Source organism: Saccharothrix coeruleofusca (genome assembly GCF_017876325.1).
In the GTDB taxonomy this organism is placed as follows: Bacteria; Actinomycetota; Actinomycetes; order Mycobacteriales; family Pseudonocardiaceae; genus Actinosynnema; species Actinosynnema coeruleofuscum.
In genome coordinates, this window is the sequence record NZ_JAGINV010000001.1 from 5483917 (window position 1) to 5506258 (window position 22342).

At 70.0% G+C, this 22342-nt stretch carries 18 protein-coding genes and 1 tRNA gene; 6 read left to right on the top strand and 13 right to left on the bottom strand.

The window, feature by feature from the left end; translation table 11 throughout:
• Window position 1: 1 nt before the first annotated feature.
• Together lysA and argS are read right to left on the bottom strand one after the other, a co-directional pair.
• Window positions 2-1426 carry a diaminopimelate decarboxylase gene (gene lysA, locus JOF41_RS24755; protein ID WP_209622292.1) on the bottom strand — a complete coding sequence of 475 codons (1425 nt, stop codon included), beginning with the start codon at window positions 1424-1426 and terminating at the stop codon, window positions 2-4.
• The gene (gene argS, locus JOF41_RS24760) at window positions 1426-3069 is read right to left on the bottom strand and encodes an arginine--tRNA ligase (protein ID WP_189222643.1); all 1644 of its coding nucleotides are present in this window, start codon (window positions 3067-3069) and stop codon (window positions 1426-1428) included. The genes lysA and argS overlap by 1 nt, the downstream gene beginning before the upstream one ends.
• 174 nt (window positions 3070-3243) lie before the next feature.
• Here argS and JOF41_RS24765 point away from each other — a divergent pair, with 174 nt between their 5' ends.
• The 3 genes from JOF41_RS24765 (at window position 3244) to JOF41_RS24775 (ending at window position 9516) form a co-directional block, all read left to right on the top strand.
• Window positions 3244-4050, top strand: coding sequence for a thioredoxin-like domain-containing protein (locus JOF41_RS24765; protein ID WP_189222642.1), 807 nt, complete (start codon window positions 3244-3246; stop codon window positions 4048-4050).
• A gap of 2 nt (window positions 4051-4052) precedes the next feature.
• Window positions 4053-4715 carry a DUF305 domain-containing protein gene (locus JOF41_RS24770; RefSeq protein ID WP_229795317.1) on the top strand — a complete coding sequence of 221 codons (663 nt, stop codon included), beginning with the start codon at window positions 4053-4055 and terminating at the stop codon, window positions 4713-4715.
• A gap of 526 nt (window positions 4716-5241) precedes the next feature.
• On the top strand, window positions 5242-9516 hold the full coding sequence (locus JOF41_RS24775) for a GH92 family glycosyl hydrolase (protein ID WP_209622295.1): 4275 nt from the start codon (window positions 5242-5244) through the stop codon (window positions 9514-9516).
• A gap of 7 nt (window positions 9517-9523) precedes the next feature.
• On the opposite strand, the gene JOF41_RS24780 is transcribed toward JOF41_RS24775, so the two are convergent.
• Both JOF41_RS24780 and JOF41_RS24785 read right to left on the bottom strand, forming a co-directional pair.
• Complete coding sequence (locus JOF41_RS24780) at window positions 9524-10429, bottom strand: cation diffusion facilitator family transporter (protein WP_209622297.1); 906 nt, start codon at window positions 10427-10429, stop codon at window positions 9524-9526.
• Window positions 10430-10445: 16 nt separating this feature from the next.
• A complete protein-coding gene (locus tag JOF41_RS24785; protein WP_209622300.1) occupies window positions 10446-11234 on the bottom strand; it encodes an alpha/beta fold hydrolase in 789 nt (262 codons plus the stop codon).
• A gap of 65 nt (window positions 11235-11299) precedes the next feature.
• On the opposite strand from JOF41_RS24785, the gene JOF41_RS24790 reads away from it, so the two are divergent.
• Window positions 11300-11374: transfer RNA gene (locus JOF41_RS24790), tRNA-Arg, on the top strand.
• A 583-nt stretch (window positions 11375-11957) separates the two neighbouring features.
• Here JOF41_RS24790 and JOF41_RS24795 read toward each other — a convergent pair.
• Both JOF41_RS24795 and JOF41_RS24800 read right to left on the bottom strand, forming a co-directional pair.
• A complete protein-coding gene (locus JOF41_RS24795) occupies window positions 11958-13097 on the bottom strand; it encodes a fatty acid desaturase family protein (protein WP_209622303.1) in 1140 nt (379 codons plus the stop codon).
• A gap of 11 nt (window positions 13098-13108) precedes the next feature.
• Window positions 13109-14164, bottom strand: coding sequence for a ferredoxin reductase (locus tag JOF41_RS24800; RefSeq protein WP_209622306.1), 1056 nt, complete (start codon window positions 14162-14164; stop codon window positions 13109-13111).
• Window positions 14165-14247: 83 nt separating this feature from the next.
• Here JOF41_RS24800 and JOF41_RS24805 point away from each other — a divergent pair, with 83 nt between their 5' ends.
• Window positions 14248-15384, top strand: coding sequence for a PucR family transcriptional regulator (locus tag JOF41_RS24805; RefSeq protein ID WP_209622309.1), 1137 nt, complete (start codon window positions 14248-14250; stop codon window positions 15382-15384).
• Between the two features lie 107 nt (window positions 15385-15491).
• Here the strand turns inward: JOF41_RS24805 and JOF41_RS24810 are convergent, their stop codons facing one another.
• From JOF41_RS24810 to JOF41_RS24820, 3 genes are all read right to left on the bottom strand, one after another.
• Window positions 15492-16553, bottom strand: a complete 1062-nt coding sequence (locus JOF41_RS24810) for an aldo/keto reductase (protein ID WP_209622311.1) — start codon at window positions 16551-16553, stop codon at window positions 15492-15494.
• 516 nt (window positions 16554-17069) lie between these two features.
• On the bottom strand, window positions 17070-17552 hold the full coding sequence (locus tag JOF41_RS24815) for a DUF6346 domain-containing protein (RefSeq protein ID WP_209622314.1): 483 nt from the start codon (window positions 17550-17552) through the stop codon (window positions 17070-17072).
• The gene (locus tag JOF41_RS24820; RefSeq protein WP_209622317.1) at window positions 17552-17737 is read right to left on the bottom strand and encodes a hypothetical protein; all 186 of its coding nucleotides are present in this window, start codon (window positions 17735-17737) and stop codon (window positions 17552-17554) included. The genes JOF41_RS24815 and JOF41_RS24820 overlap by 1 nt, the downstream gene beginning before the upstream one ends.
• Before the next feature lie 28 nt (window positions 17738-17765).
• Between JOF41_RS24820 and JOF41_RS24825 the strand changes: the two genes are divergently transcribed.
• Complete coding sequence (locus tag JOF41_RS24825) at window positions 17766-19019, top strand: ScoMcrA-related endonuclease (RefSeq protein ID WP_209622320.1); 1254 nt, start codon at window positions 17766-17768, stop codon at window positions 19017-19019.
• Window positions 19020-19262: 243 nt separating this feature from the next.
• Here JOF41_RS24825 and JOF41_RS24830 read toward each other — a convergent pair whose 3' ends face one another.
• From JOF41_RS24830 to JOF41_RS24845, 4 genes are all read right to left on the bottom strand, one after another.
• On the bottom strand, window positions 19263-20432 hold the full coding sequence (locus tag JOF41_RS24830) for a hypothetical protein (protein ID WP_209622323.1): 1170 nt from the start codon (window positions 20430-20432) through the stop codon (window positions 19263-19265).
• A 203-nt stretch (window positions 20433-20635) separates the two neighbouring features.
• Window positions 20636-21154, bottom strand: coding sequence for a hypothetical protein (locus JOF41_RS24835; RefSeq protein ID WP_209622325.1), 519 nt, complete (start codon window positions 21152-21154; stop codon window positions 20636-20638).
• 7 nt (window positions 21155-21161) lie between these two features.
• Entirely contained in the window at window positions 21162-21539 is a 378-nt protein-coding gene (locus JOF41_RS24840; protein ID WP_209622328.1) for a hypothetical protein, read from the bottom strand.
• On the bottom strand, window positions 21536-22162 hold the full coding sequence (locus JOF41_RS24845; RefSeq protein ID WP_209622331.1) for a hypothetical protein: 627 nt from the start codon (window positions 22160-22162) through the stop codon (window positions 21536-21538). The genes JOF41_RS24840 and JOF41_RS24845 overlap by 4 nt, the downstream gene beginning before the upstream one ends.
• Between the last annotated feature and the right edge of the window lie 180 nt (window positions 22163-22342).

Below are 22342 nucleotides of genomic sequence, written 5' to 3' on the forward strand. Positions count from 1 at the left end.
GTCATACCTCCAGGCGGAACAGGTCTTCCTCGGTCTCCCGGCGCAGCAGCAACCGGGCCTCGCCGTCGAGCACCGCGGCCAGCGCCGGCCGGGAGAGCCGGTTGTAGTTGCTGGCCATCGAGTAGCAGTACGCGCCGGTCGCGGCCACCGCCAGCAGGTCGCCGGGGGCCAGGTCGGCGGGCAGCCAGCAGTCCCGCACGACCACGTCGCCGGACTCGCAGTGCTTGCCGACCACCCGGCACAGCACCGCCTCGGCGTCCGGCTCGGCGGGCCGCGAGACCAGCCTGCAGTCGTAGACCGCGTCGTACAGGGCGGTGCGGATGTTGTCGCTCATGCCGCCGTCGACGCTGACGTAGCGCCGCACGGCGCCCGCGTCGAGCTGGACGTCCTTGATGGTGCCCACGGTGTAGACGGTCACCATGCCCGGTCCGACGATGGCGCGCCCCGGCTCCACCGCGACCTTGGGCACCGGCAGCCCGGCGTGCTCGCACTCCTTGGACACGATGTTGTGCAGCTGCCTGGCCAGCTCGGCGGGTGGCGGCGGGTCGTCGTCGCGGGTGTAGGCGATGCCCAGGCCGCCGCCCAGGTCCAGCGTGCCGACCTGCTCCAGCAGCTCGTCGCCGTGCTCGTCGCGCAGCTGCGCCAGCAGCCCGACCACCCGGCGGGCGGCGATCTCGAAGCCGCTGGCGTCGAAGATCTGCGAGCCGATGTGGCTGTGCAGGCCGACCAGCCGCAGGCCCTCGGCCTTGAGCGCCCGGCGGGCCGCCTCGGCGGCGTCGCCCGAGGTCAGCGAGAAGCCGAACTTCTGGTCCTCGTGGGCGGTGGCGATGAACTCGTGGGTGTGCGCCTCGACGCCCACGGTGACCCGGATCATCACCGGCTGCACCCGGCCGCGCTCGCGGGCGATCTGGTCCAGCCTGGCGATCTCGAAGAACGAGTCGACGACCACCACGCCGATGCCCGCCTCGACCGCGGCCACCAGCTCGCCGTGGGACTTGTTGTTGCCGTGGAAGGCGATCCGCTCCGGCGGGAAGTCCGCGCGCAGCGCGATGGCCAGCTCGCCGCCGCTGCACACGTCGATGCTCAGGCCCTCCTCGGCGACCCAGCGGGCCACCGACACGGACAGGAACGCCTTGGACGCGTAGTGCACCAGCGACGGGTCGCCGAAGGCGCGGGCGTGCTCGGCGCAGCGGGACCGGAAGTCCGCCTCGTCCAGCACGAACAGCGGCGTGCCGTGCTCCTCGACCAGCGCGCGGACGTCCACGCCCGCCACCCGCAGCGCGCCGTCGTCGCCGCGCGCGGCGTTGCGCGGCCACACGCGGGGGTGCAGCTCGTCGAGCTCCTCGGGGGTCTGCGGGCGGACCCCGGCGGTGCTGCCGGGGATCAGGACGTCGGCGTGCCGGGGGCCGGCGGGGTGGGCGCGCATCACATCCGCTCCGGGGCCGAGACGCCCAGCAGGGCCAGGCCGTTGGCCAGCACCTGGCGGGTCGCCGCGCACAGCTGCAGCCGGGCGCGGTGCAGGTCGGTGGTCTCCTCGTCGCCGCGTGGCAGCACCCGGCACGCCTCGTAGAAGCGGTGGTAGGTGCCCGCCAGCTCCTCCAGGTAGCGCGCGACCCGGTGCGGTTCGCGCAGCTCACCGGCGGTGGCCACGACGCGGGGGAACTCGCCGATGGTGCGGATCAGGTCGCCCTCGCGGTCGTGGTCGAGCAGCTCCAGCGCGTCGCCGGGCTCGACGCCCAGGTCGGCGGCGTTGCGCAGCAGCGAGGCCAGCCGCGAGTGCGCGTACTGCACGTAGAACACCGGGTTGTCGTTGCTGCGCTTGCGCAGCAGGTCCAGGTCGATGTCCAGGGACGAGTCCACCGACGACCGGGTCATGGCGTACCGGGCGGCGTCCACGCCGACCGCCTCGACCAGGTCCTGCATGGTGATGACGTTGCCCGCGCGCTTGCTCATCCGCACCGGCTGGCCGTCGCTGACCAGGTTCACCATCTGCCCGATCAGCACCTCGACCGCGGCGGGGTCGTCGCCCAGCGCCGCGGCGGCGGCCTTGAGCCTGCCGATGTAGCCGTGGTGGTCCGCGCCCAGCATGTAGATGCACAGGTCGAAGCCGCGCGAGCGCTTGTCCACCAGGTAGGCGATGTCGCCCGCGATGTAGGCCGGGTCGCCGTCGCTCTTGATGACCACCCGGTCCTTGTCGTCGCCGAACTCGGTGGAGCGCAGCCACCACGCGCCCTTGTCGAAGTACAGCGCGCCGGAGTCCTTGAGCTTGTCCACGGCTGCGGCGACCGCGCCGGACTCGTGCAGCGAGTTCTCGTGGAAGTACACGTCGAAGTCGGTGCCGAACTCGTGCAGGTCCTTCTTGATCTCGTCGAACATCAGCCCGACGCCGATCCGGCGGAAGATCTCGTGGCTGTCCGGCGAGCTCAGCGCGCTGGGCTCGCGGCGGAGCACCTCCGCGGCGATCTCGCCGATGTAGGCGCCCGCGTAGCCGTCCTCGGGGGCGGGCTCGCCCTTGGCCGCGGCGATCAGCGACCGGACGAACCGGTCGATCTGCGCGCCCGCGTCGTTGAAGTAGTACTCGCGGGTCACGTCGCCGCCGTTGGCCGCCAGGATGCGGCCCAGCGCGTCGCCGACCGCCGCCCAGCGGGTGCCGCCCAGGTGGATGGGGCCGGTCGGGTTGGCGGAGACGAACTCCAGGTTGATCTTCATCTTGGCGAACTGGTCGCCGTGGCCGTAGGCCCGGCCCTGCCGCAGCACCTCGCGCACGATCGCGCCCTGGGCGTCGGCGGCCAGCCGCAGGTTGAGGAAGCCCGGCCCGGCCACCTCGGCCGAGGCGACGGCCCCGGTGCCGGTCAGCGCCTCGGCCAGCCACCCGGCCAGCTCGCGCGGCACCACGCCCAGCTTCTTGGCGGTCTGCAGGGCCAGGTTGGTCGCGTAGTCGCCGTGCTCGGGGTTGCGCGGTCGCTCGATGGTGACCGCCGCGGGCAGGGCGGCGGGGTCGAGGCCGCGGGTGGACAGCACGTCCACGGCCGTCGCACGGACCAGTTCAGCGAGCGCAGCGGGAGTCACCCGCCCAAGTCTAGGGAAGCGTTCCCGCTGGTCTCGACCGGGTTTACCGATCCCGGAGGCTGGGACGGCAACTGTTAACCAGCACACCGGGTGAACGGCAGTTGACGGCGACCAGACACCCAGTCCCTAGACTGGCTCCGGCACCGGCGTACGACTTCGATACCTGAGGCGGACATGACCAGCGGCAAGAAGACCAAGGCCGCGCGCTCCAGCGTGCAGGCCGCGCGTTCCTCGGTGGTGGCCAGCAAGCCGAAGCCGTGGGGCACCATCATCGCGGTGATCGCCGTCCTGGCGCTGGCAGGCACCGTGTTCACCTACGCCTACTCGCGCATCGCGGAGAAGAACGCCGCGGAGGCCGCGCTGGCCAAGTGGGTGCCCTCCGAGGAGAACAAGGACCCGTCCGAGCAGATCGCGGGCGTGGTGAAGAAGGAGTACCCGGCGGGCAAGCACGTCACCCCGGACCAGCGGGTGGCCTACGACCAGTCGCCGCCCTTCGGGGGTCCGCACGACCAGTCCTGGGCGGTGTGCACCGGCGTGGTCTACGACAAGGCCGTGCGCAACGAGAACATGGTCCACGCGCTGGAGCACGGCGCGGTCTGGATCGCCTACAACCCCGACCAGGTCAGCGGCGACGCGCTGGACAAGCTCAAGGCCAAGGCCGACGGCCAGCCGTTCACCATGCTCTCGCCCTACCCCGGCCTGGACAAGCCGATCTCGCTGCAGGCGTGGGGCCGCCAGCTGAAGCTGGACAGCGCCGACGACGAGCGGATCGACCAGTTCATCCGGTCGCTGCGGACCAACAAGTACACCTACCCCGAGCTCGGCGCGACCTGCGACTCGTCCACCTTCGACGTGGACAACCCGCCGCCGTTCGTGGCCGAGGCGCCGGGCGAGGGCGCGGTCCCGATGGAGGGCGGCACCGAGGACACCTCGGAGACCGGCAACACCGGGACGGCCCCGTCCACCCAGCCCAGCAGCTGATCGTGGAATCCCGTGGCACCACCACGGCGACGCGGGCGGTCGTCGTCAGCGTCGCCGTGGTGGCCGTGCTCCTGCTGGGCGCGGCGGTGGGCCTGCTGATCCAGCTGCCCGGCGCGGAGACCTCGTCCACCCCCGCCCGCGACTCGGTCGACGTGGGGTTCTCCCAGGACATGGCCGAGCACCACCTGCAGGGCGTGACCATGGCCCGCGCCGTCGCCGGCCGCACCGCCGACGACGCGATCCGGCAGCTGGCCTTCGACATCGAGGCCACCCAGCAGGAGCAGGTCGGGCGGATGAAGGGCTGGCTGTCGCTGTGGGGCTACGCCGAGCAGTCGCCCGACGGCACGCACATGGCGTGGATGGCGGGCTCGGGTGAGTCGCACCACGGCGGCACGACGGGTGCCACGGGGCTGATGCCCGGCATGGCCACGTCCGAGGAGCTGGCCAAGCTGCGCTCGCTGGCGGGCCAGGAGTTCGACGTGTACTTCCTCCAGCTGATGCTGCGGCACCACGAAGGCGGCGCGCCGATGGCCGAGCACGCGGCCAAGCACGCGGGCCAGCACGTGGTGCGCACGCTGGCGGAGAACATCCTCAAGTCGCAGACCGCCGAGGGCGACTACATGAAGCAGCTGCTCGGCCAGCGCGGCGCCGCACCCCTCCCCTGACCACCCGCGCCGAGCCGGGTAGTGGACAACGGCCCGTTCGGGGGCGTTGGGTGGTACTTGCAGGCGCACTGGTTAGTTACACGGGGCAGGTGTATGCGGGCGCGGCACCTGCCCCGTGCCACGGTCGGAAGGGGACCACGTCCCCCGTACTCCCCGTCCGACTCCCCTACTTCCACTTCTTCGGAAGGACACCGCCTCCAGGAGGAGGTTCCCGTAACGCTATGCCACTACCGGCCGGTTCACATTTACGACGATTGAGTGAATCCGCTGGTGAGGCCACCTCGACTACGCTCAGAGAGTAAGCGCTACTCGCGGTCAACCATCCCATCGGAATAACTCTCACCTGATCCGCTGAAGTTCGCCCCCGAGCCTGCACCGCCCGCGCGGGTAGATCTCTTGGAGCAGCGGGCGGACAGGTCTGCGGACAGAATGGGCGACCGATCTTGACAACGATGTCAGCCAAAAGTTTCGCTGGCCCGCGAATCGGCCCGGTAGTCGGGCCGGATCGGGGCGAAAGGCGTGCGCGATGGGGCACATGCGAAGCAGGAGATCGCTGGTCGTGACGACGACCGCTGCGGTGGTGCTGGCGGGGGTGGCAGGCTGGACCCCCGCGACCGCCGCACCGGGGGAGCCCGCCATGAGCGAGACGATCTTCGCGACCTCCTTCGAGGACGGGCAGCCGCAGCCGAAGTGGAGCAGCACCGTCGAGACGGGCCCGGACGGCGCGCCCAGGACCTCGGGGGTCGACGGCGCCGACTCCACCACCATCCCCGGCAACATCACCGACGGGGTCGTGGACGTGGCGGCGAACTCGGAGTTCGTCGAGGCGGGCGAGGTCAAGGAGAACCTCGTCGACGGCAACATCACCTCCAAGTGGCTGGCTTTCACCCGGACGGGATGGGTCAGGTTCACCTTCTCCGAGCCGGCCACGGTCAAGCGCTACGCGCTGTCGTCGGCCAACGACGAGCGCCCGCGTGACCCGAAGGACTGGACCCTGAGCGGGTCCAACGACGGCCAGAACTGGACCGCGCTCGACACGCGGGCGGGCGAGGCGTTCGCCGAGCGGCACCAGACCAACGTCTACGAGGTCCCCGGCAACACCACCGCCTACCGGCACTACCGGCTCGACATCACCGCCAACACCGGCGCGCCGGACGCCACCCAGCTGGCCGAGGTGCAGTTCTCCGACGGCTCGGACGCGCCGCCCCCGCAGAACATGCGCACCACCGTGGGCAGGGGCGCCACCGGCGGCTACAACGCCAAGGCGCGGGCGGGCTTCACCGGCGTGAAGGCGCTGCGCTACCAGGGCACGCACCGCGCCGAGGGCCGCGGCTACTCCTACAACAAGGTGTTCGAGGTGGACATCCCGGTCACCGCGCGCACCGAGCTGTCCTACCTGATCTTCCCGTCGTTCATCACCGACGACCTGAACTACCCCTCCACCTACGCCTCGGTGGACCTGGCGTTCTCCGACGGCACCTACCTCAGCGACCTGGGCGCCCGCGACCAGCACGGCTTCGGGCTGTCCCCGCGCGGCCAGGGCGAGTCCAAGGTGCTCTACACCAACCAGTGGAACCGGGTCGCCTCGGTGATCGGCTCGGTGGCCAAGGGCAAGACGATCAAGCGCGTCCTGGTCGCCTACGACAACCCCAAGGGCCCGGCCGCGTTCAACGGCTGGATCGACGACATCGCGGTGAAGTCCGCCCCCGCCACCGTCGACCGCGCGCGGCCCACCGACTACGTGCTCACCACCCGCGGCACCAACTCCAGCGGCTCCTTCTCGCGCGGCAACAACATCCCCGCCACCGCGGTGCCGCACGGCTTCAACTTCTGGGTGCCGATGACCAACGCGGGCTCGACCCGCTGGCTCTACGAGTACGCCAAGACCAACAACGACGACAACCTGCCGACCATCCAGGCGTTCACCGCCAGCCACGAGCCCAGCCCGTGGATGGGCGACCGGCAGACCTTCCAGGTGATGCCGTCCACCGGCACCCCCACCGCCGACCGCGCGGTGCGCGCCCTGCCGTTCAAGCACGAGAACGAGACCGCTCGGGCGCACTACTACGGCGTGACGTTCGAGAACGGGATGCGCACCGAGATCGCGCCGACCGACCACGCCGCGCTGTTCCGCTTCACCTTCACCGAGGACACCTCGAACCTGGTGTTCGACAACATCAGCAACGCGGGCGGGCTGACCCTCGACCCGGCCTCCGGTGTGCTGACCGGCTACTCCGACGTCAAGAGCGACCTGTCCGTCGGCGCGACCCGGCTGTTCGTCTACGGCGTGGTGGACAAGCCCGTCAAGGGCAGCGGCAGGCTCACCGGCGTGGGCCGCGACGACGTGGCGGGCTACTTCCAGTTCGACACCTCGGCCGACAAGACCGTGACGCTGAAGCTGGCCACCTCGCTGCTGGGCGTGGAGCAGGCCAAGAAGAACCTCGACCTGGAAGTGTCCACTTCGGACACCTTCGACTCGGTGCGCGACCGCGCGCAGCGGGCGTGGGACAAGGTTTTGAGCATGGTCGAGGTCGAGGGCGCGACCGAGGACCAGCTCACCACCCTGTACTCCAACCTCTACCGGCTCTACCTGTACCCGAACTCGGGCTTCGAGAACACCGGCACCGCGGCCGACCCCAAGTACCAGTACGCCAGCCCGGTGCAGCCAGCCGCCCCGAGCACGCCGACGCGGACCGGCGCGAAGGTCGTCGACGGCAAGATCTACGTCAACAACGGGTTCTGGGACACCTACCGGACCGCCTGGCCCGCCTACAGCCTGCTCACCCCGCACAAGGCCGGTGAGCTGGCCGACGGGTTCGTGCAGCAGTACCGCGACGGCGGCTGGATCTCCCGCTGGTCCTCCCCCGGCTACGCCGACCTGATGACCGGCACCAGCTCCGACGTGGCGTTCGCGGACGCCTTCGTCAAGGGCGTCGAGGACTTCGACGCCAAGTCCGCCTACGACGCGGCGGTGAAGAACGCCACCGTGGCGCCGCCGAGCGCGGGCGTGGGCCGCAAGGGCCTGGAGACCTCGATCTTCACCGGCTACACCTCGACGGCCTCCCACGAGGGCATGTCGTGGGCGATCGAGGGCTACGTCAACGACTACGGCATCGCCAACATGGCCAAGAAGCTGCACGAGCGGACCGGCGAGGCCAAGTACCTGGAGTCCTACGAGTACTTCACCAACCGGGCGCAGAACTACGTCCACATGTTCGACCCCGGCGCCAAGTTCTTCCAGGGCCGCAACCCCGACGGGACGTGGCGCGTGCCCGCCGACGAGTACGACCCGCGCGTGTGGGGCTACGACTACACCGAGACCGACGGCTGGAACATGGCGTTCTCGGTGCCGCACGACGGCCAGGGCCTGGCCAACCTCTACGGCGGGCGCGACGGGCTGGCCAAGAAGCTCGACGACTTCTTCGCCACCCCCGAGACGGGCAAGTTCACCGGCTCCTACAACGGCGTCATCCACGAGATGACCGAGGCGCGCGACGTCCGCATGGGGCAGCTGGGGCACAGCAACCAGGTGTCCCACCACATCACCTACATGTACGACTACGCGGGCCAGCCGTGGAAGACCCAGGAGAAGGTCCGGGAGATGCTGGGCCGCCTCTACACCGGCAGCGACATCGGCCAGGGCTACCCCGGTGACGAGGACAACGGCGAGCAGTCGGCGTGGTACCTGTTCAGCGCGCTGGGCTTCTACCCGCTGCAGATGGGCAACGACACCTACGCCATCGGCTCCCCGCTGTTCACCAAGGCGACCGTGAAAATGGACAACGGCCGCAAGCTCGTGGTGAACGCGCCGAAGAACAGCGACCGCAACATCTACGTCCAGTCGCTGAAGGTCAACGGCAAGAAGTGGGACAAGGCGTACCTGCCGCACTCGGAGATCGCCAACGGCGGCACCCTGGACTTCGACATGGGCCCCAGGCCGTCGAAGTGGGCCACCGGGGCGGACGCCGCCCCGCCGTCGCTGACCCCGGCGGGCGAGCCCGCCAAGCCGCTGCGCGACGTGACCGGCCTGGCGACGGTGACCGCCTCCGCCGACCCGGCGCGGGTGCTGGACAACACCTCCACCACCGAGGGCTCGCTGTCCTGGCTCCAGGTCGACCTGGAGGACAAGAAGGAGAAGGCCGAGTTCTACACGCTGACCTCGGGCAAGGCGGCGGGCGACCCGACCGGGTGGGTGCTCAAGGGCTCCTACGACGGCAAGACCTGGGTCACCGTGGACGAGCGCTCCGGCGAGTCGTTCACCTGGCGGCAGCAGACCAGGCCGTTCAAGATCGCCAAGCCCGGCCACTACCAGCACTACCGCCTGGAGTTCCCGTCTTCGGCGACCCTCGCCGAGGTCGAGCTGCTGGCCAAGCCGTTCGTCACCTGCGCGAACACCATCACCGACCAGCACACCGGCTCGCTGACCGTCCGCGAGGGCGTGACCTGCGTGGACGGCGGCACGGTGACCGGCCCCGTGGCCGTCACCCAGGGCGCGTCGCTCTACGTGTTCGGCGGGCAGCTGCGCGGCCCGGTCTCCGCGGCGGGCGCGGCGGCGGTCGTGCTGGTCGACACCGAGGTCGGCGGCCCGGTGAGCATCACCGGCACGCGCGGCGAGGTCTCCCTGGAGGCCACGTCGGTGGGCGGCCCGGTCACCCTGATCGGCAACCGGGGTGGCACGGCGCTGGCGGCCAACACCGTGGCGGGCCCGCTGTCCTGCGTGAGCGGCGAACCCGCGCCCGTGGACAACGGGTGGGCCAACGAGGTGCGCGGTCCCAAGCTGGGGCAGTGCGCCAAGCTGTGAGGTGAGGTCACCAGGGGATTTCGCGGCACTTGCGCGCGGAATCCCCTGGTTCGACCTGCAGCGTGGCGTGCTCGATGTGGTAGCGCCGCGCCAGCAGCTCCCGCGCCGACTCCAGCACCTCGGCGGGGTCGGCGTCCTGGCAGGTCGTCAAGTGGGCGGAGGCGACCTCCATGCCCGAGGTGAGCGTCCACACGTGCAGGTCGTGCGCCTCCTCCACGCCCGGCAGCGTGGCGAGGTCGGACTGCATCTCCGCCACGTCCAGCCGCTCCGGCGCGTGCTGGAACAGGATGCGCAGCGCGCCCGCCGCGAGCTTCCAGGTGCGCGGCAGCACCCACAGGCCGATCGCGACACCCATCAGCGGGTCGGCGTAGCGCCAGTCGAAGACCAGCGTGACTGCCCCGCTGACCAGCACGCCGACCGAACCCACCAGGTCGGCCAGCACCTCCAGGTACGCGCCCCGGACGTTGATGCTCTCCTTCGCGCCGTCCTTGAGCACGAGGAAGGCGACGACGTTGGCCACCAGGCCCGCTCCGGCGGCCAGCACCACCGGCAGGCCCGGCACCGCGGGCGGGTCGCCGAAGCGCCCCACGGCCTCGTAGACCACGTAAGCGGCCACCCCGAACAGCAGCACGGCGTTGGCCAGCGCGGCCAGCACCTCCGCCCGGTACAGCCCGAACGTGCGCCCCCGCCCGGTGGACGCGCGGCGCGCGGCCATGATCGCCGCCAGCGCCATCCCCACGCCGACGACGTCGGTGAGCATGTGCGCGGCGTCGGAGACCAGGGCGAGCGAGGAGGTCGCGATGCCGACGGCGAACTCCACGACCATGAAGGCCGCGCCGACCGCGAACGCGATCCACAGCCTGCCGACGTGCTTGGCGCCGCCGGAGGCGCCGTGCCCGTGTCCGTGCCCCATGAGCGGGAACATATAGTCATATGCGCATGAGAGCAACCCGCGAGATTCGGTCCGCGACCTCGTCGGGGTGGGTCACCGGCGCCCAGTGCTTCGCGTCCAGCCTGCTCCGCGTCAGGTTCGGCGCCCACGGCTCCGCGGCTTCCAGGTACCCGATCTTCACGAACGGGTCTCCAGTTAGCTCGATCTGGTGAACCCTGGTGGCGGTCCTGATGGGCGCGGGAGCCCTGCCCACGTTCGCCCGGTACAACTCCAGGCCGTTGATCAGCTCGCGGGTCCGCCGGCGCTGGGTGAGCCGCCACAGCAGCTCCGGGAGCACGGGGAGCAGGAAGCCCGCGATGTACCAGGAGTGGCGGACCTCGTTGAGCACCCTGAGCGGGTGACGCCTGTTGCGGTGCAGCCAGTCCGCGATGTGCCCCAAGGACGGGCCGGAGATGCTCGTGAAGCTCGCGAACAGCTCCGGGTGGCGCTCCACCGCGTGCCAGCCCTGGCAGGAGCCCCAGTCGTGGCCCACGAGGTGCACCGGCGGCTGGGCCGTCGCCTCGACCACCCGCCTGAGGTCGCTCGTGAGGTGGTCAAGGCGGTAGCCGCTCCTGGCGGCAGGCGCTTCGGAGCCGCCCGAACCGCGTGTGTCGTAACGCACAACATGGAAGTTGCCCTCCAGGCGGGCCGCCACCTCGTCCCAAAGCGCCGAAGTGTCCGGGTAGCCGTGCACCAGCACCACCGTCGGCGCGTCCGGGCGCCCCTGCTCCACGACACGAAGCCGCAGGTCATCGCCTTGCACGTAGCGCTCGCGGAGGGTGTGCATGACTTTGGAGGGTAGGGGGTGAAAGGCGCTTCGCGCAGTGCGCTAAGCTTCTCCCCGTAGCTACGGCCCCCGTAGCTCAGGGGATAGAGCACCGCCCTCCGGAGGCGGGAGCGCAGGTTCGAATCCTGCCGGGGGCACCAGCACAAAAGGCCCGCTGACCTGCATGAACGCAGATCGGCGGGCCTTTTGCCTGTCCGGCTGTGTCCGGTCAAAACCGGCCGTCTACGGGCGTCTGTACCGATGGTGTACCGACGAGACCCCGTCGAACTTGATCAACAGAGCCCGATCGGCCCCTGTCGCAGGTGACGTCGATCACGTCACTCCGCGTTGTCCTGAGCCCCCTCAGCCTCGCCTCTACCAGCGCGCGGATGGCGTCGTTCGAGCCGCTGAGCACGTGGGCGTAGATCCGGAACAGCACCTCCAGCGAGCGCCCCGCCCATTCGGCGCGGCGGGGTTCATGACCTCCTGGGTGAGCCGTGTAGCCGCCGCCCTCGGGTGCGGGGTCAACTCGGGGTTGGCTACAGCCGATCGGGGTCCGCGACCGCGCAGGCGCGGCCGGGACGGCGCCTGGCTGCGCACTCGGGCATCCCGGCGCACGACTGGTTGATCGGCTCGACGGACTCCTCCGACGCGGCTGCTTCACGCAGGTTTACGCAGGCGCGCGGGCGGTGGGCGGTTCCGCCACGCTGCGCCCACCGCCCGGTCCTGGCCGCCCCGATGCGGTCAGGCCGCGACGCGCTCCTTCGCGCGGCCGAACGGCTTGACCGGCTTGTTCGTCTTGTTCGGCTTGACCGTCTTGTTCGGCAGCGAGAGCCGGAAGACCTTGCGCCACGCCGAGAAGACCTGCTTGGGCAGCGATCCCGAGACGTACTCCAGGCCGTAGCGGTCGAACAGCTCCCGCACCTTCGGCGCGATCTCGCCGTAGCGGTTGCTCGGCAGGTCCGGGAACAGGTGGTGCTCGATCTGGTGCGACAGGTTGCCGGTCATGATGTGCATCGCCTTGCTGCCGCTGATGTTGGCCGAGCCGAGCATCTGCCGCAGGTACCACTGGCCGCGCGTCTCGCCGTCGATCGAGCGGCGCTCGAAGGTCTGCACGCCCTCGGGGAAGTGGCCGCACATGATCACCGAGTGGCTCCACAGGTTGCGGACCAGGTTCGCGGTGAACGTCGCGCCGAGCGTGGTGAGGAACGAGGGGCCGGACAGCAGCGGGTGGATGATGTAGTCCTTCAGGACCTGCTTGCGGATCTTCTTGCCGACCTCGCGGGCCCGCGCCCGGAACTCGGGGTTCTTGCGGCGGCTCTTGTGCAGGTTCTTGCCGAGCTCCAGGTCGTACGCGGCGATGCCGTACTCGAAGAAGCAGGCGTTGATGAAGTTCCACAGCGGCTGGCCCAGGTGGAACGGGTGCCACTTCTGGTCCTCGTCGACGCGCATGATGCCGTAGCCGAGGTCGTTGTCCTTGCCGATCACGTTGGTGTAGGTGTGGTGCAGCTCGTTGTGGGAGTGCTTCCACTGCGCGGCGGGCGAGACGTGGTCCCACTCCCAGGTCGTGGAGTGGATCTTCGGGTCGCGCATCCAGTCCCACTGCCCGTGCAGGATGTTGTGGCCGATCTCCATGTTCTCCAGGATCTTGGCCACGGACAGACCCGCGGTGCCGATCAGCCAGGCGGGCGGGAACAGGGAGAACAGCAGCACGCCCCGGCTGCCCATCTCCAGCTTGCGCTGCACCGAGATGACCTTGCGGATGTAGGCGGCGTCGCGCTCGCCCCGGCTGGCGATCACCTCGTCGCGCAGCGCGTCCAGCTCGCGGCCGAGCTGCTCGATCTGCTCGTCGGACAGGTGGGCGGTGGGATCGATGGCGGTCATGCTGGTCGCTCCTAGCGTTCGATCTCGCAGGCGCCCGCCGCGGCGGACACGCAGGTCTGGATGAGTACTCCGGGCTCGGCCGTGGTGACCTCGCCGGTGCGCAGGTCGCGGACGGCGCCCGCGCGCAGCGGCGTGACGCAGCCGAAGCAGATGCCCATGCGGCAGCCGGACGGCATCAGCACGCCCGCCTGCTCCCCGACGTCGAGCAGCGGCGTGGCCCCGTCTGCCTCGACGGTTTTGTCGGTGGTGGTGAACGTGACCGCGCCGCCCTCGCCGGTGACCAGCGCGGCGGGGCGGAACCGCTCGGTGTGCAGGCGGTCGGCGATGCCGTGCCGCGTCCAGTGCTCCTCGGCGGCGTCGAGCAGGCCCGTCGGACCGCACGCCCAGGTCTCGCGCTCGGCCCAGTCAGGCACGTGCTCGTCGAGGCGGGTGATGTCGAGGGTGCCCGCGGTGTCGGTGTGCCGCTCGATCAGCCGGAGCGCCTTGTCGGCGGCCAGGTCGCGCAGGTCGTCGCGGAAGATGACGTCCGCCTCGGTCGGCGCGGAGTGCAGCACGACCACGTCGGCGAGCGCGGTGTCGCGCAACATGCCCATCACGGGCGTGATGCCGCTGCCCGCTGTCAGGTAGAGCACCTTCGCGGGCTTGACGGCGGGCAGCACGAAGTCGCCGCTGGCCTGGTCGAGGTGGATGACCGTGCCCGGCTTGGCCCGGCGGACCAGGTGGTTGCTGACCTTGCCGTCCGGCATCGCCTTCACGGTGATCGTGATGCGGCCGTCGGCCCGGCTCGTGGGCGAGGTGACGGAGTAGGCCCGCCACAGCCGCACGCCGTCGACGTCCACGCCGACCCGGATGTACTGCCCGGCGACGTGGCCCTTCCAGCCGCGACCGGGCCTGATCACGATGGTGGCCGCGTCGCGGGTTTCGGGGTGGACCGCCTCGATGCGACCGCGCAGGTCGGCGCCCGAGCGCAGCGGGGCGACCAGGTCCAGGTAGTCCGAGGGGAGCAGCGGCGTCGTGACCATCTCCAGCAGCCTCAACGCCCTGGCGCGGAGGGCGACGCTTGTCATGCATCCAGCATGATGTGGCTTCGAGCGTAAAGTCCTGACCGCAGGACGTGAACTGTGTTCTTGGTTTTGTACTGGGAGAACAAATGAGTCGTGCCGTCGAGGGTGCTGCCGAGCTCGGCCTCGACCACGCCGCGATCGCGGCGCTGCGGGCGTTGCTGCCGGTCACGGCCGACGAGGTGGTCCAGGCGGTGATCGACGAGGTGCCCAGTTACGAGGGCGCGCTGTCGGGCCGGATGGGTGTCACGATCCGCCGCGCCGTGCGCACCGCGCTGAGCCACTTCCTGGACGTGGCGGACGGCGCGGACACCCAGGACGTCGCCACCGAGGCCGCCTACGAGCTGGGCCGCGGCGAAGTGCGCGACGGCCGCTCGATGGACGCCCTGCTCAGCGCCTACCGGGTCGGCGCGCGGGTGGCGTGGCGCAGTCTCGCCGCCGCAGCCGTGTCCTCCGGTCTGCCCGCCGACCGGATCGCCAAGTTCGCCGAGCTGCTCTTCGTCTACATCGACGAGCTGTCCGCCGCCAGCGCCGCCGGACACGCCGACGAACTGGTCGTCCGGGGCCGGGTGCGGGAGCGCTACCTGGAGCAGCTCTGCCGTGACCTGATCGCGGGCGAGAGCGAGGACGTGTTGCTCGCGAGCGCCGAACGGGCGGGCTGGACGCCTCCGGGTTCCCTGACGGCGGTGTTGCTGCCGTCCGCACATGCCCGCTCGGCGCATCGGCTGCTCGACCCCCGCACGCTGCTGCTGGAGGACCTGCCGGATTCCACGGCCGTGCTCCTGGTGCCCGACGCGGACCGCGAGCACGTGCTGCGGCTCATGGCGGACCGCTCCGCCGTGGTCGGCCCGGCCCGGCCGTGGACACGGGCGGCGTCGTCGTTCGCACGGGCCACGCGGGCCCGTGCGCTGTCCGAGGGCACCCTCGACACCGAGCGGTGCTTGGTCGACCTGGTGCTCAGCGCCGATCCCGAGGCCTACGCCGACCTCCGCGCACGAGTGCTGGCACCGCTGCGCGATCAGCGACCGGCGACCGCGCGGCGACTGGAGGAGACGCTGCGGGCGTGGCTGCTGCACCACGGACGGCGCGACGAGGTGGCGGCGTCGCTGTTCGTGCACCCGCAGACCGTGCGATACCGGATGGGCCAGTTGCGGGACCTGTTCGGAGATCTCACCTCGCCCGAGCGGGTCCTCGAACTCACGCTCGCACTGGCCAGACACTCCTGACGCAGCCGGCCCACGAAGGCGGAAGCAGGTTCGCATCGTGTTGGGCACCAGCGGAGGAGGCATCCCTGACGGACGCCTCCTCCTCCGCCTGTCCACCTCCGGGTCGATCAGGACACCGGCGAAACCCGGTTCTCCCAGAGGTCCGTCACTCCCCAGCGGTCCGCCCCCTGGGTGTCGAGCATCCAGCCGGGGTACTCGGGCGGCAGCTCACTGACCTCGTCCAACCGCCGGATCTCATCCTCGTTCAACACGACGTCGACCGCGGCGAGGTTGTCCTGGAGCTGGGAGAGCCGCTTGGCCCCCACGAGCACCGAGGTCACCGCGGGACGAGTGAGGAGCCAGGCGAGCGCGATCCGCGCCGGACTGCAGCCGTGCGCCTCGGCGATCGGCCTCAACACGTCCAGCACGTTCCACACCCGGTCCCTGTCGACCACGGGGAAGTCGAACCCCGAACGCCGGGCCCCGTCCGGCGACTGGTTGTCCCGGCTGAACTTCCCCGACAGCAGACCGCCCGCCAGAGGACTCCACACCAGCAGGCCCAAACCCTCCTCCTCCAGCAGCGGGACGATTTCGCGCTCAACGTCCCGCCCGGCGACGGAGTAGTAAGCCTGCACGGTGTTCAGCGGCGCGAGGCCGAGGCGTTCGCCGATCCCCAGCGCTTTCGCGATCCGCCAAGCCTGCCAGTTGGACACACCCACGTAGCGGACCTTGCCCTGCCTGACGAGATCGTCCAGAGCGCGGAGCGTCTCCTCCAACGGCGTCACCAGGTCGGTCGCGTGGACCTGGTAGAGATCGATGTGATCCGTCCGCAATCGGCGCAGGCTCGCTTCGACGGCATCCATGATGTGCCCCCGCGAGGCACCGACGTCATTGCGGCCCGGCCCCATCCGGCTGTACACCTTCGTCGCGAGGACGTACTCGTTCCTCGGAATCCCCAGCTCGCGGAACGCCCGCCCGAGAGTTTCTTCGCTTTCCCCGGCGGAGTAGACGTCGGCGGTGTCGAAGAAGTTGATCCCGCCGTCCACAGCGGCCTTGACGAGTTCGTTGGCGCCCGCTTGGTCGACGTTGCCGATGTGCTCGTACACACCGCTGGCCCCGCCGAAAGTCATCGTGCCCATGCAGAGCTGCGAGACTATCAGCCCGGTGTTCCCCAACCTCTTGTACTTCATGCCATTGCCTCCCGTTTCGTGACTTACCGGCCGGCACTGTCAACGAAGTTAGGGCGATCCGAGCCTCGCAGGGAGGGTGCGTCACACCCACCATGAGCAAGGCGTTCGCCGATCTCGTTCTCCGGAGGGGATTGGTGAGCCACAGGGGCATGAGCACGGCAGATGACGTTCGACGGCATCAGGAAGAACGGTTTGGATGATTTGAAGCATCACCGCCACGGGAACACGAACCGTTGATGCGGACGACCACCACCTCAACACCTGTTCGAGGACTATCTGGCACTGTTCGCCTCCGCTACCGTCGCCGACAAGCCAGAGGGCGCTATGCGACCCGCCCAACATGGCTTAAGACGGCAACAGCGCCCTGGTCCGGGACGACAAGGTTCCAGGGCAGTACCTCTCCGCCGACCTCCCCGGCCTTCTGAACGCGAGCAGGGCAGGTCGCTTCGACGTCCGACACCGCTGACGGGTCAGCGGCCGTCCTGCTCAAGCAGCGAACGGGCTGTCGAGAGAGTCTCAGGACTCGGTACCGGGCTTCTGGTAGCGAATTGGCATCTTCCTCCCGCGTCGCCGCACCGGCAGGACCGGGCCTGCCACGTGGACGAAGACGAACAGCCACAGGATGAAGTAGGGGAACAGCAGCACCCCGGCCAACCACGTGTACGGACGCTCGCTGGCGGTGATTTCCCGGTACCGGCGGGTGGTTTCCACGGCCACTTCGCGGCCGATGTGCTCGGGCGTCAGGAAACCCGCCTTCATCGTGCGGGTGACACCGTCGGCCAGCTGGGTCACCTTCGCCGTGCACGTGTACCAGTGGCCGAAGCCCTTGTAGGAGACGGGCCCGCGGCGCTCGCACGACTCGGCGACGGCGACGTAACCGGCCTTGGCCGGGTCGCCGACGTCGATGCGGTCCCAGAACGTGAAGAAGATCGTCGCCCCGAGCAGGTAGCCCAGGACCGGGAGCAGCAGGAACGCGACGAGGCGGTGGAGGATCTTCATCAGTCCTGCGCTTTCTTCCTCTCTTCTTCCCGCAACTCCTGCCAGCTCCGCCTGCCGAGGTTGTCCGGGATCTTCGCGCCCTCTTCGCGAACCCCGCCGAGCATCCCCGGGCCGGTGTCCTTCGGCAAGTCCGCCACGCCGTCGATGACCGCTGTCCCGATGTCCGCCCAGATGTCTCTGGCCATCGCGCCCAGCAGAAGTCAGCCTTGTTGCGTGCACGATCGCGGTCGGTACGCCTTCGGCGATGGCGGCCGCGACACCGGCCCCGTGCCAAGGAACTGCGGCGAACGTCGAACACGTGCATCGTGCACTGTGCATGAGGCACGTGTGCTGAAGACAGCCCTGTCCGAGATCGGCCGACAGGAAGTGCTGCGCGCGATCGCGGAGCACGACGAACTGGGTGCCGAGGAGTTCCTGAAGCGCTACGGCTACGGCTACGGCGAGGCGCGGGCGCTCCTGCTGGTCCATGAGGGGCGGCACTACCCGTCCAAGGCGATCGTCGGCGTCGCCCACGGCTTCCTCCCCGGCCGGGCAACGCTTCGGCCCAGGGACTTCACCGGCGGCATCGCCTCGGTGGTCCGGGTCCTGGAGGGCCTCGGCTTCACCGTGCGGGATCTGCGCGAGACAGGCGAGCCCGCCCCACCTGCGGAAGACCTCCTGTCCGGCCTGCTCGCGCTCGACTCCGCCACGCTCCACGAGCCACTCGCCCTGCTGTGGGCGATCAGCCGGGTCGAGAACAGCGATCGTCTGCACACCTTGGGGCGCTTCCGCTCCGAGGTCGGCGATGTGCTTGCCGAGTTCGGCGGCGACAACGCCCCCGACCCGGAACGCGCGTTCCACGAGCTGAGCCGGACAGGCGCGTGGGAGGTCGTCCAGTCCGGGGACGCGGAGCCGCGCGCGGGCTTCACGGCGTGGTCGCACGAGCGCCTGCGGGCTGACGTCGCCTTCCGGACCAGGGCGATCAACGCGATCCGCGCGCGCTTCCTCCACAGCATTGACGATCACGAGGCGCTGCTGGCATTCGTCGGCCTCGCCGACTACGCACGGGTGGACGCCGTAGGCACGTCGACACCCGGCAAACGTCCGCGCTCCGGCACCGCCACGGCGCGCGTGCGCGACGTGGCGAGGCACGTGAAGGCGTTGCACGACAACCAGTGCCAGTTCTGCGGCACGCGTCTGCGCACCGGCTTCGGCTTCCACAGCGAGGCCGCCCACATCGTGGGCCTCGCCGCCGTGCACGGCGGCGAGGACGTGCCCGAGAACGTGTTGTGCCTGTGCCGGAACTGCCACGTCCAGTTCGACACGTTCGCGCTCTACGTGGACGAGCACGACGTGGTCCGCTGGGTTCACGACGGCAGCGAGGCGGGCCGGTTGCGCCGCCACCCCGAGCACCACGTCGACCCGGCCCACCTCGCTTACCAGCGGAGCCTGTGCGCGATCGAGCCGAAGCCGGTCGACCACTCCTAGAGGTGTGACTGTGCGTGCGCGCTACCGCAGAACGGAAGCGCTCCCCCGGCTCCTCGACGAGTCGCTCATGGTGGCGCTGGTCGAGCGCCGACCAGATCAGCACGAGCAGAGTCCCTGACCAGCGCGAAAGTGGTCAGGAACCCTGCTCGTACTACGGCGTCCCGCTGGCCGGTGTCCTGGTCATCGGTGATCTGACACCTTGGGCAATCGCCATCGTGGTCGTGGTCGTGGTCGGACCGGTCCTCAGGTGCTGGAGGTCTCAGCACCTGTCGAGTGCTGGATCGCGAGGTCGATGGTTCGGAGCACGGTGTCGAGCGTGTCCTGGGACTCCCCGATCCTGGCGAGTTCGATGACGGGGTACTTCTGGACCACGACGTCGTCGGCGTGCAGCAGCGCGGCATCGAGGGTCGGCTGGGTGCGCAGCAGGGCGACCATGCGGTGCGCGAGCTGCGAACTCCTGGACCAGACGGGGTTGAGGTTCACCGTGATCACCGGGCGTTCAGCAGTCAAGTACAACGACCACAACGAGCGGCGCTTGCCCTCCAGCCAGTAGTAGAAGCCCGCGGACGGCTCGGCACCCGTCCCACCCTTGAACAACGCTTGGTTGTTGTCGGCGTGCGCCAGCAGTGCCTTGATCGCGGTACCGGCCGGGGTGTCGGCGAGCGCCGCAGTGGCGGCATCCACGTCCTCCCGCGTCCACCGCGGCTTCGCCTCACTGGCGTTGGGGTTCGCGATAGCGGGATCGCTGGGCGGCGGAGGTCCGATGACCGCGAGGATCGCCCCGCCCAGGCTTTCCAACCAGTCGATCACCTCGGTGACCTCGGCATCGGTGATCGGCACCCGGACGCCACCGGCGCGGTGATCGCGATCTGTTTCGTGCGCGATCCGGTTGCGCCGCTTGACGATCGACACCAGCCGATCCTGCACCGCCTTGTGGTCCGTCCCGAGCTGCTTGCCCACCGCAGGCCACAGGGAGACGTCGCTGACGAACGACAGGGCGTCCTTGATCTTGCTCGGGTGCTGGAAGGACAGGTGCCCGAACTGCGAGCGCAGGTGCGACCGGAAGACCTCCTCCATGGAGGCCGAACCGTGCAGCACTGATTCGAGCAGCCCCATCGGCACTTCGATCCGCAGGTACTTGGCAGGCCGCTGCGCTGCGGGTCGCAACGCCAACGCCGTCGCCCGGTCGTACAGCTCGCGGTGAACCCAGTGGTCCAACGCCGACACGGCCTGGACCCATGCCGCGCGGTAGAGGTCCTCGACGTCGAACGCCCCCACCTGTAACCGCTGCAGGTAGCGTCCTCCACGCACCAAGCTGCGCGCGTAGTCGAGGTTCTGCCGCATTTCCTCGAGTGCCGGGGTGGTCTCGACCTCTGGCTCGGATTCGGTTTCCTCAAGCATGTTCTGGAGCATGCCGTACCGCTGCGTGCACACCGCAAGAACCCCCGCCGCCACACGAAGATCCAAGCAGGCCGAGCCGGGGCTGCCGCGATCGGCGACACGCCGAAGCTGTTGGAGTTGGACTTCGATGACATCGCCGAGTGACCGGTTGACCGGTCGGGAGCACGCCGAACTGCTCGGCCGTGCCCCCGGCCGGTACTGATCGTCCTGGGCGCTCAGTCCTGGGCGGGCGGTCGCGGTGGTTCGGGGACGCTGGTGAGGTACAGGTGCCCGGACCGGTGCAGCCAGCCCAGCTCGGCCAGGGCGCGACGCAGCCGCCACGTCCAGCTCCGCCCGGTCCCGTAGTGGTCGCAGATCGTCGTCAGCGCGGGCATCGCCAGCCCCGCCCCCTGCTCGCGGATCGCGTGCAGCACGACCGCCATGACCTCCTCCAGATAGGACTGCCGGTCCGGCGCGTCGAGGTGCGGTGGTCGCCTCGGCGGCTGGGGCAACCACAACTCGACCGGTTCGACGGCCGGCCGTGCCGTGGGCACGGTCAAGTGCCACAGCTCCGCGTCACAGCGGTGGACACCGTGTCCCCGCGCTGCCGGACCGCCGGCCGCCAGCAGTTGGGACCGCTGCCGGATGCGGTGTGCTTCCCCCATCGCGTGCCGCTTGTCCTCCCAGCCGAGCGCGCCGCACCTGATGCACAGCGTCGCCGCCGCCCGACCACTGCCCCGTTTCCTCCGTCGCATGCGGCGCCTATCGTTCGCCATGTCCGCCCACGCTGGCTCGCTGCCGACACTGCGGACTGGTGCAGTACCGCCACCTCACCGGCGGCACACCGCCGGAGAGCGGGGTCGCGGCGGCACCGCAGGCCGCGAACACGACCGCTACCGGCGACACGGACGGAACCGACTCCGCTTCGCCCCACGGCACGCTGACGGCACGCGAGCTGCCGTCGAACGTGTGGACGACCCGCCGGAAGTAGCCCGCCGCGAGCTGACCGGAGTACCAGGCCAGCCCGTGCGCCTGACGGATCGGCGGCATCGCGCGCGTCGGCTCGCTGCCGTGGACGTCGCCATCCTGGGCGGCGGGCCACGGGATGCCGGCGTGCTCCACGTCCGCCACGGCGATCACGACGACACCCGCGAACGCGGGGGCCGCGCGCGCAGCACGACCGTCTCCGATCCGCCGTTGCCGTCGCCCTGGGTGCCCGAGAGGTCATGGCCGTGCTCCAGCTCGGCACCGACCAGCTCGTACACGCCTGGGACGTCACGGTCGGAGCGGTCGCGGGCAGGACGGGTCGTGAAGCACAGTGTGACCCTGTTGTGCAGGCAGACCGGGAACGAAGTGCTGTGCCAGCGACCGTCGTAGGGCATGACCGTGCCGGCCGTCGCGCCGTCGTGGCCGCAGTCCGGACCGGCTGTGGTGGTCAAACGGGTGCCGGGCCGTGAGCGGCCGTGCCGACCGAAGTCGTAGGTCGCCCAGTACCTGTCGGAGGTCGAACACGGGTTCGCGGCGGCGAGTTCCGCCCGCTCGACGGGGATCGGGTTACGCCGCACACCGCACCCGGAGCGGCACGTGGCGGCCTGATCAGGATCGAACTGCGGAACGTCCCGGCCGAAGACGCTTACCCGGTGCGGCCCCGTGAGGTAGTCGCGCGGCCGTGCACGCCTGCCGCAGTTTCGGGACTCCCGGACGGGCTCGATCACGATGTCAACGGCCGTCGCCACACGACCGGACCTGCTGCTGGAGGACATGACGTCTCCACGTGGTGTGACTGGAGCAGCAGGCCTCGACCGAAGCCGGGGTCACCGACCGGACCGCTGCGAGGACGACCCGGAGCTGACGGCACTCGCCAGCGCGAAGCACCAAAGCCCTGGTCTACGGCGTGCCGATCACCGGTGGGGACACAGCACCAGCACGCTGATGTCCATAAC

Coding starts and splice junctions, on each gene's coding strand:
- lysA (WP_209622292.1), bottom strand. CDS start 1,426: ATGCGCGCCCACCCCGCCGGCCCCCGGCACGCCGACGTCCTGATCCCC.
- JOF41_RS24765 (WP_189222642.1), top strand. CDS start 3,244: ATGACCAGCGGCAAGAAGACCAAGGCCGCGCGCTCCAGCGTGCAGGCC.
- JOF41_RS24775 (WP_209622295.1), top strand. CDS start 5,242: ATGGGGCACATGCGAAGCAGGAGATCGCTGGTCGTGACGACGACCGCT.
- JOF41_RS24780 (WP_209622297.1), bottom strand. CDS start 10,429: ATGGGGCACGGACACGGGCACGGCGCCTCCGGCGGCGCCAAGCACGTC.
- JOF41_RS24785 (WP_209622300.1), bottom strand. CDS start 11,234: ATGCACACCCTCCGCGAGCGCTACGTGCAAGGCGATGACCTGCGGCTT.
- JOF41_RS24795 (WP_209622303.1), bottom strand. CDS start 13,097: ATGACCGCCATCGATCCCACCGCCCACCTGTCCGACGAGCAGATCGAG.
- JOF41_RS24800 (WP_209622306.1), bottom strand. CDS start 14,164: ATGACAAGCGTCGCCCTCCGCGCCAGGGCGTTGAGGCTGCTGGAGATG.
- JOF41_RS24805 (WP_209622309.1), top strand. CDS start 14,248: ATGAGTCGTGCCGTCGAGGGTGCTGCCGAGCTCGGCCTCGACCACGCC.
- JOF41_RS24810 (WP_209622311.1), bottom strand. CDS start 16,553: ATGAAGTACAAGAGGTTGGGGAACACCGGGCTGATAGTCTCGCAGCTC.
- JOF41_RS24815 (WP_209622314.1), bottom strand. CDS start 17,552: ATGAAGATCCTCCACCGCCTCGTCGCGTTCCTGCTGCTCCCGGTCCTG.
- JOF41_RS24820 (WP_209622317.1), bottom strand. CDS start 17,737: ATGGCCAGAGACATCTGGGCGGACATCGGGACAGCGGTCATCGACGGC.
- JOF41_RS24830 (WP_209622323.1), bottom strand. CDS start 20,432: ATGCTCCAGAACATGCTTGAGGAAACCGAATCCGAGCCAGAGGTCGAG.
- JOF41_RS24835 (WP_209622325.1), bottom strand. CDS start 21,154: ATGCGACGGAGGAAACGGGGCAGTGGTCGGGCGGCGGCGACGCTGTGC.
- JOF41_RS24845 (WP_209622331.1), bottom strand. CDS start 22,162: ATGTCCTCCAGCAGCAGGTCCGGTCGTGTGGCGACGGCCGTTGACATC.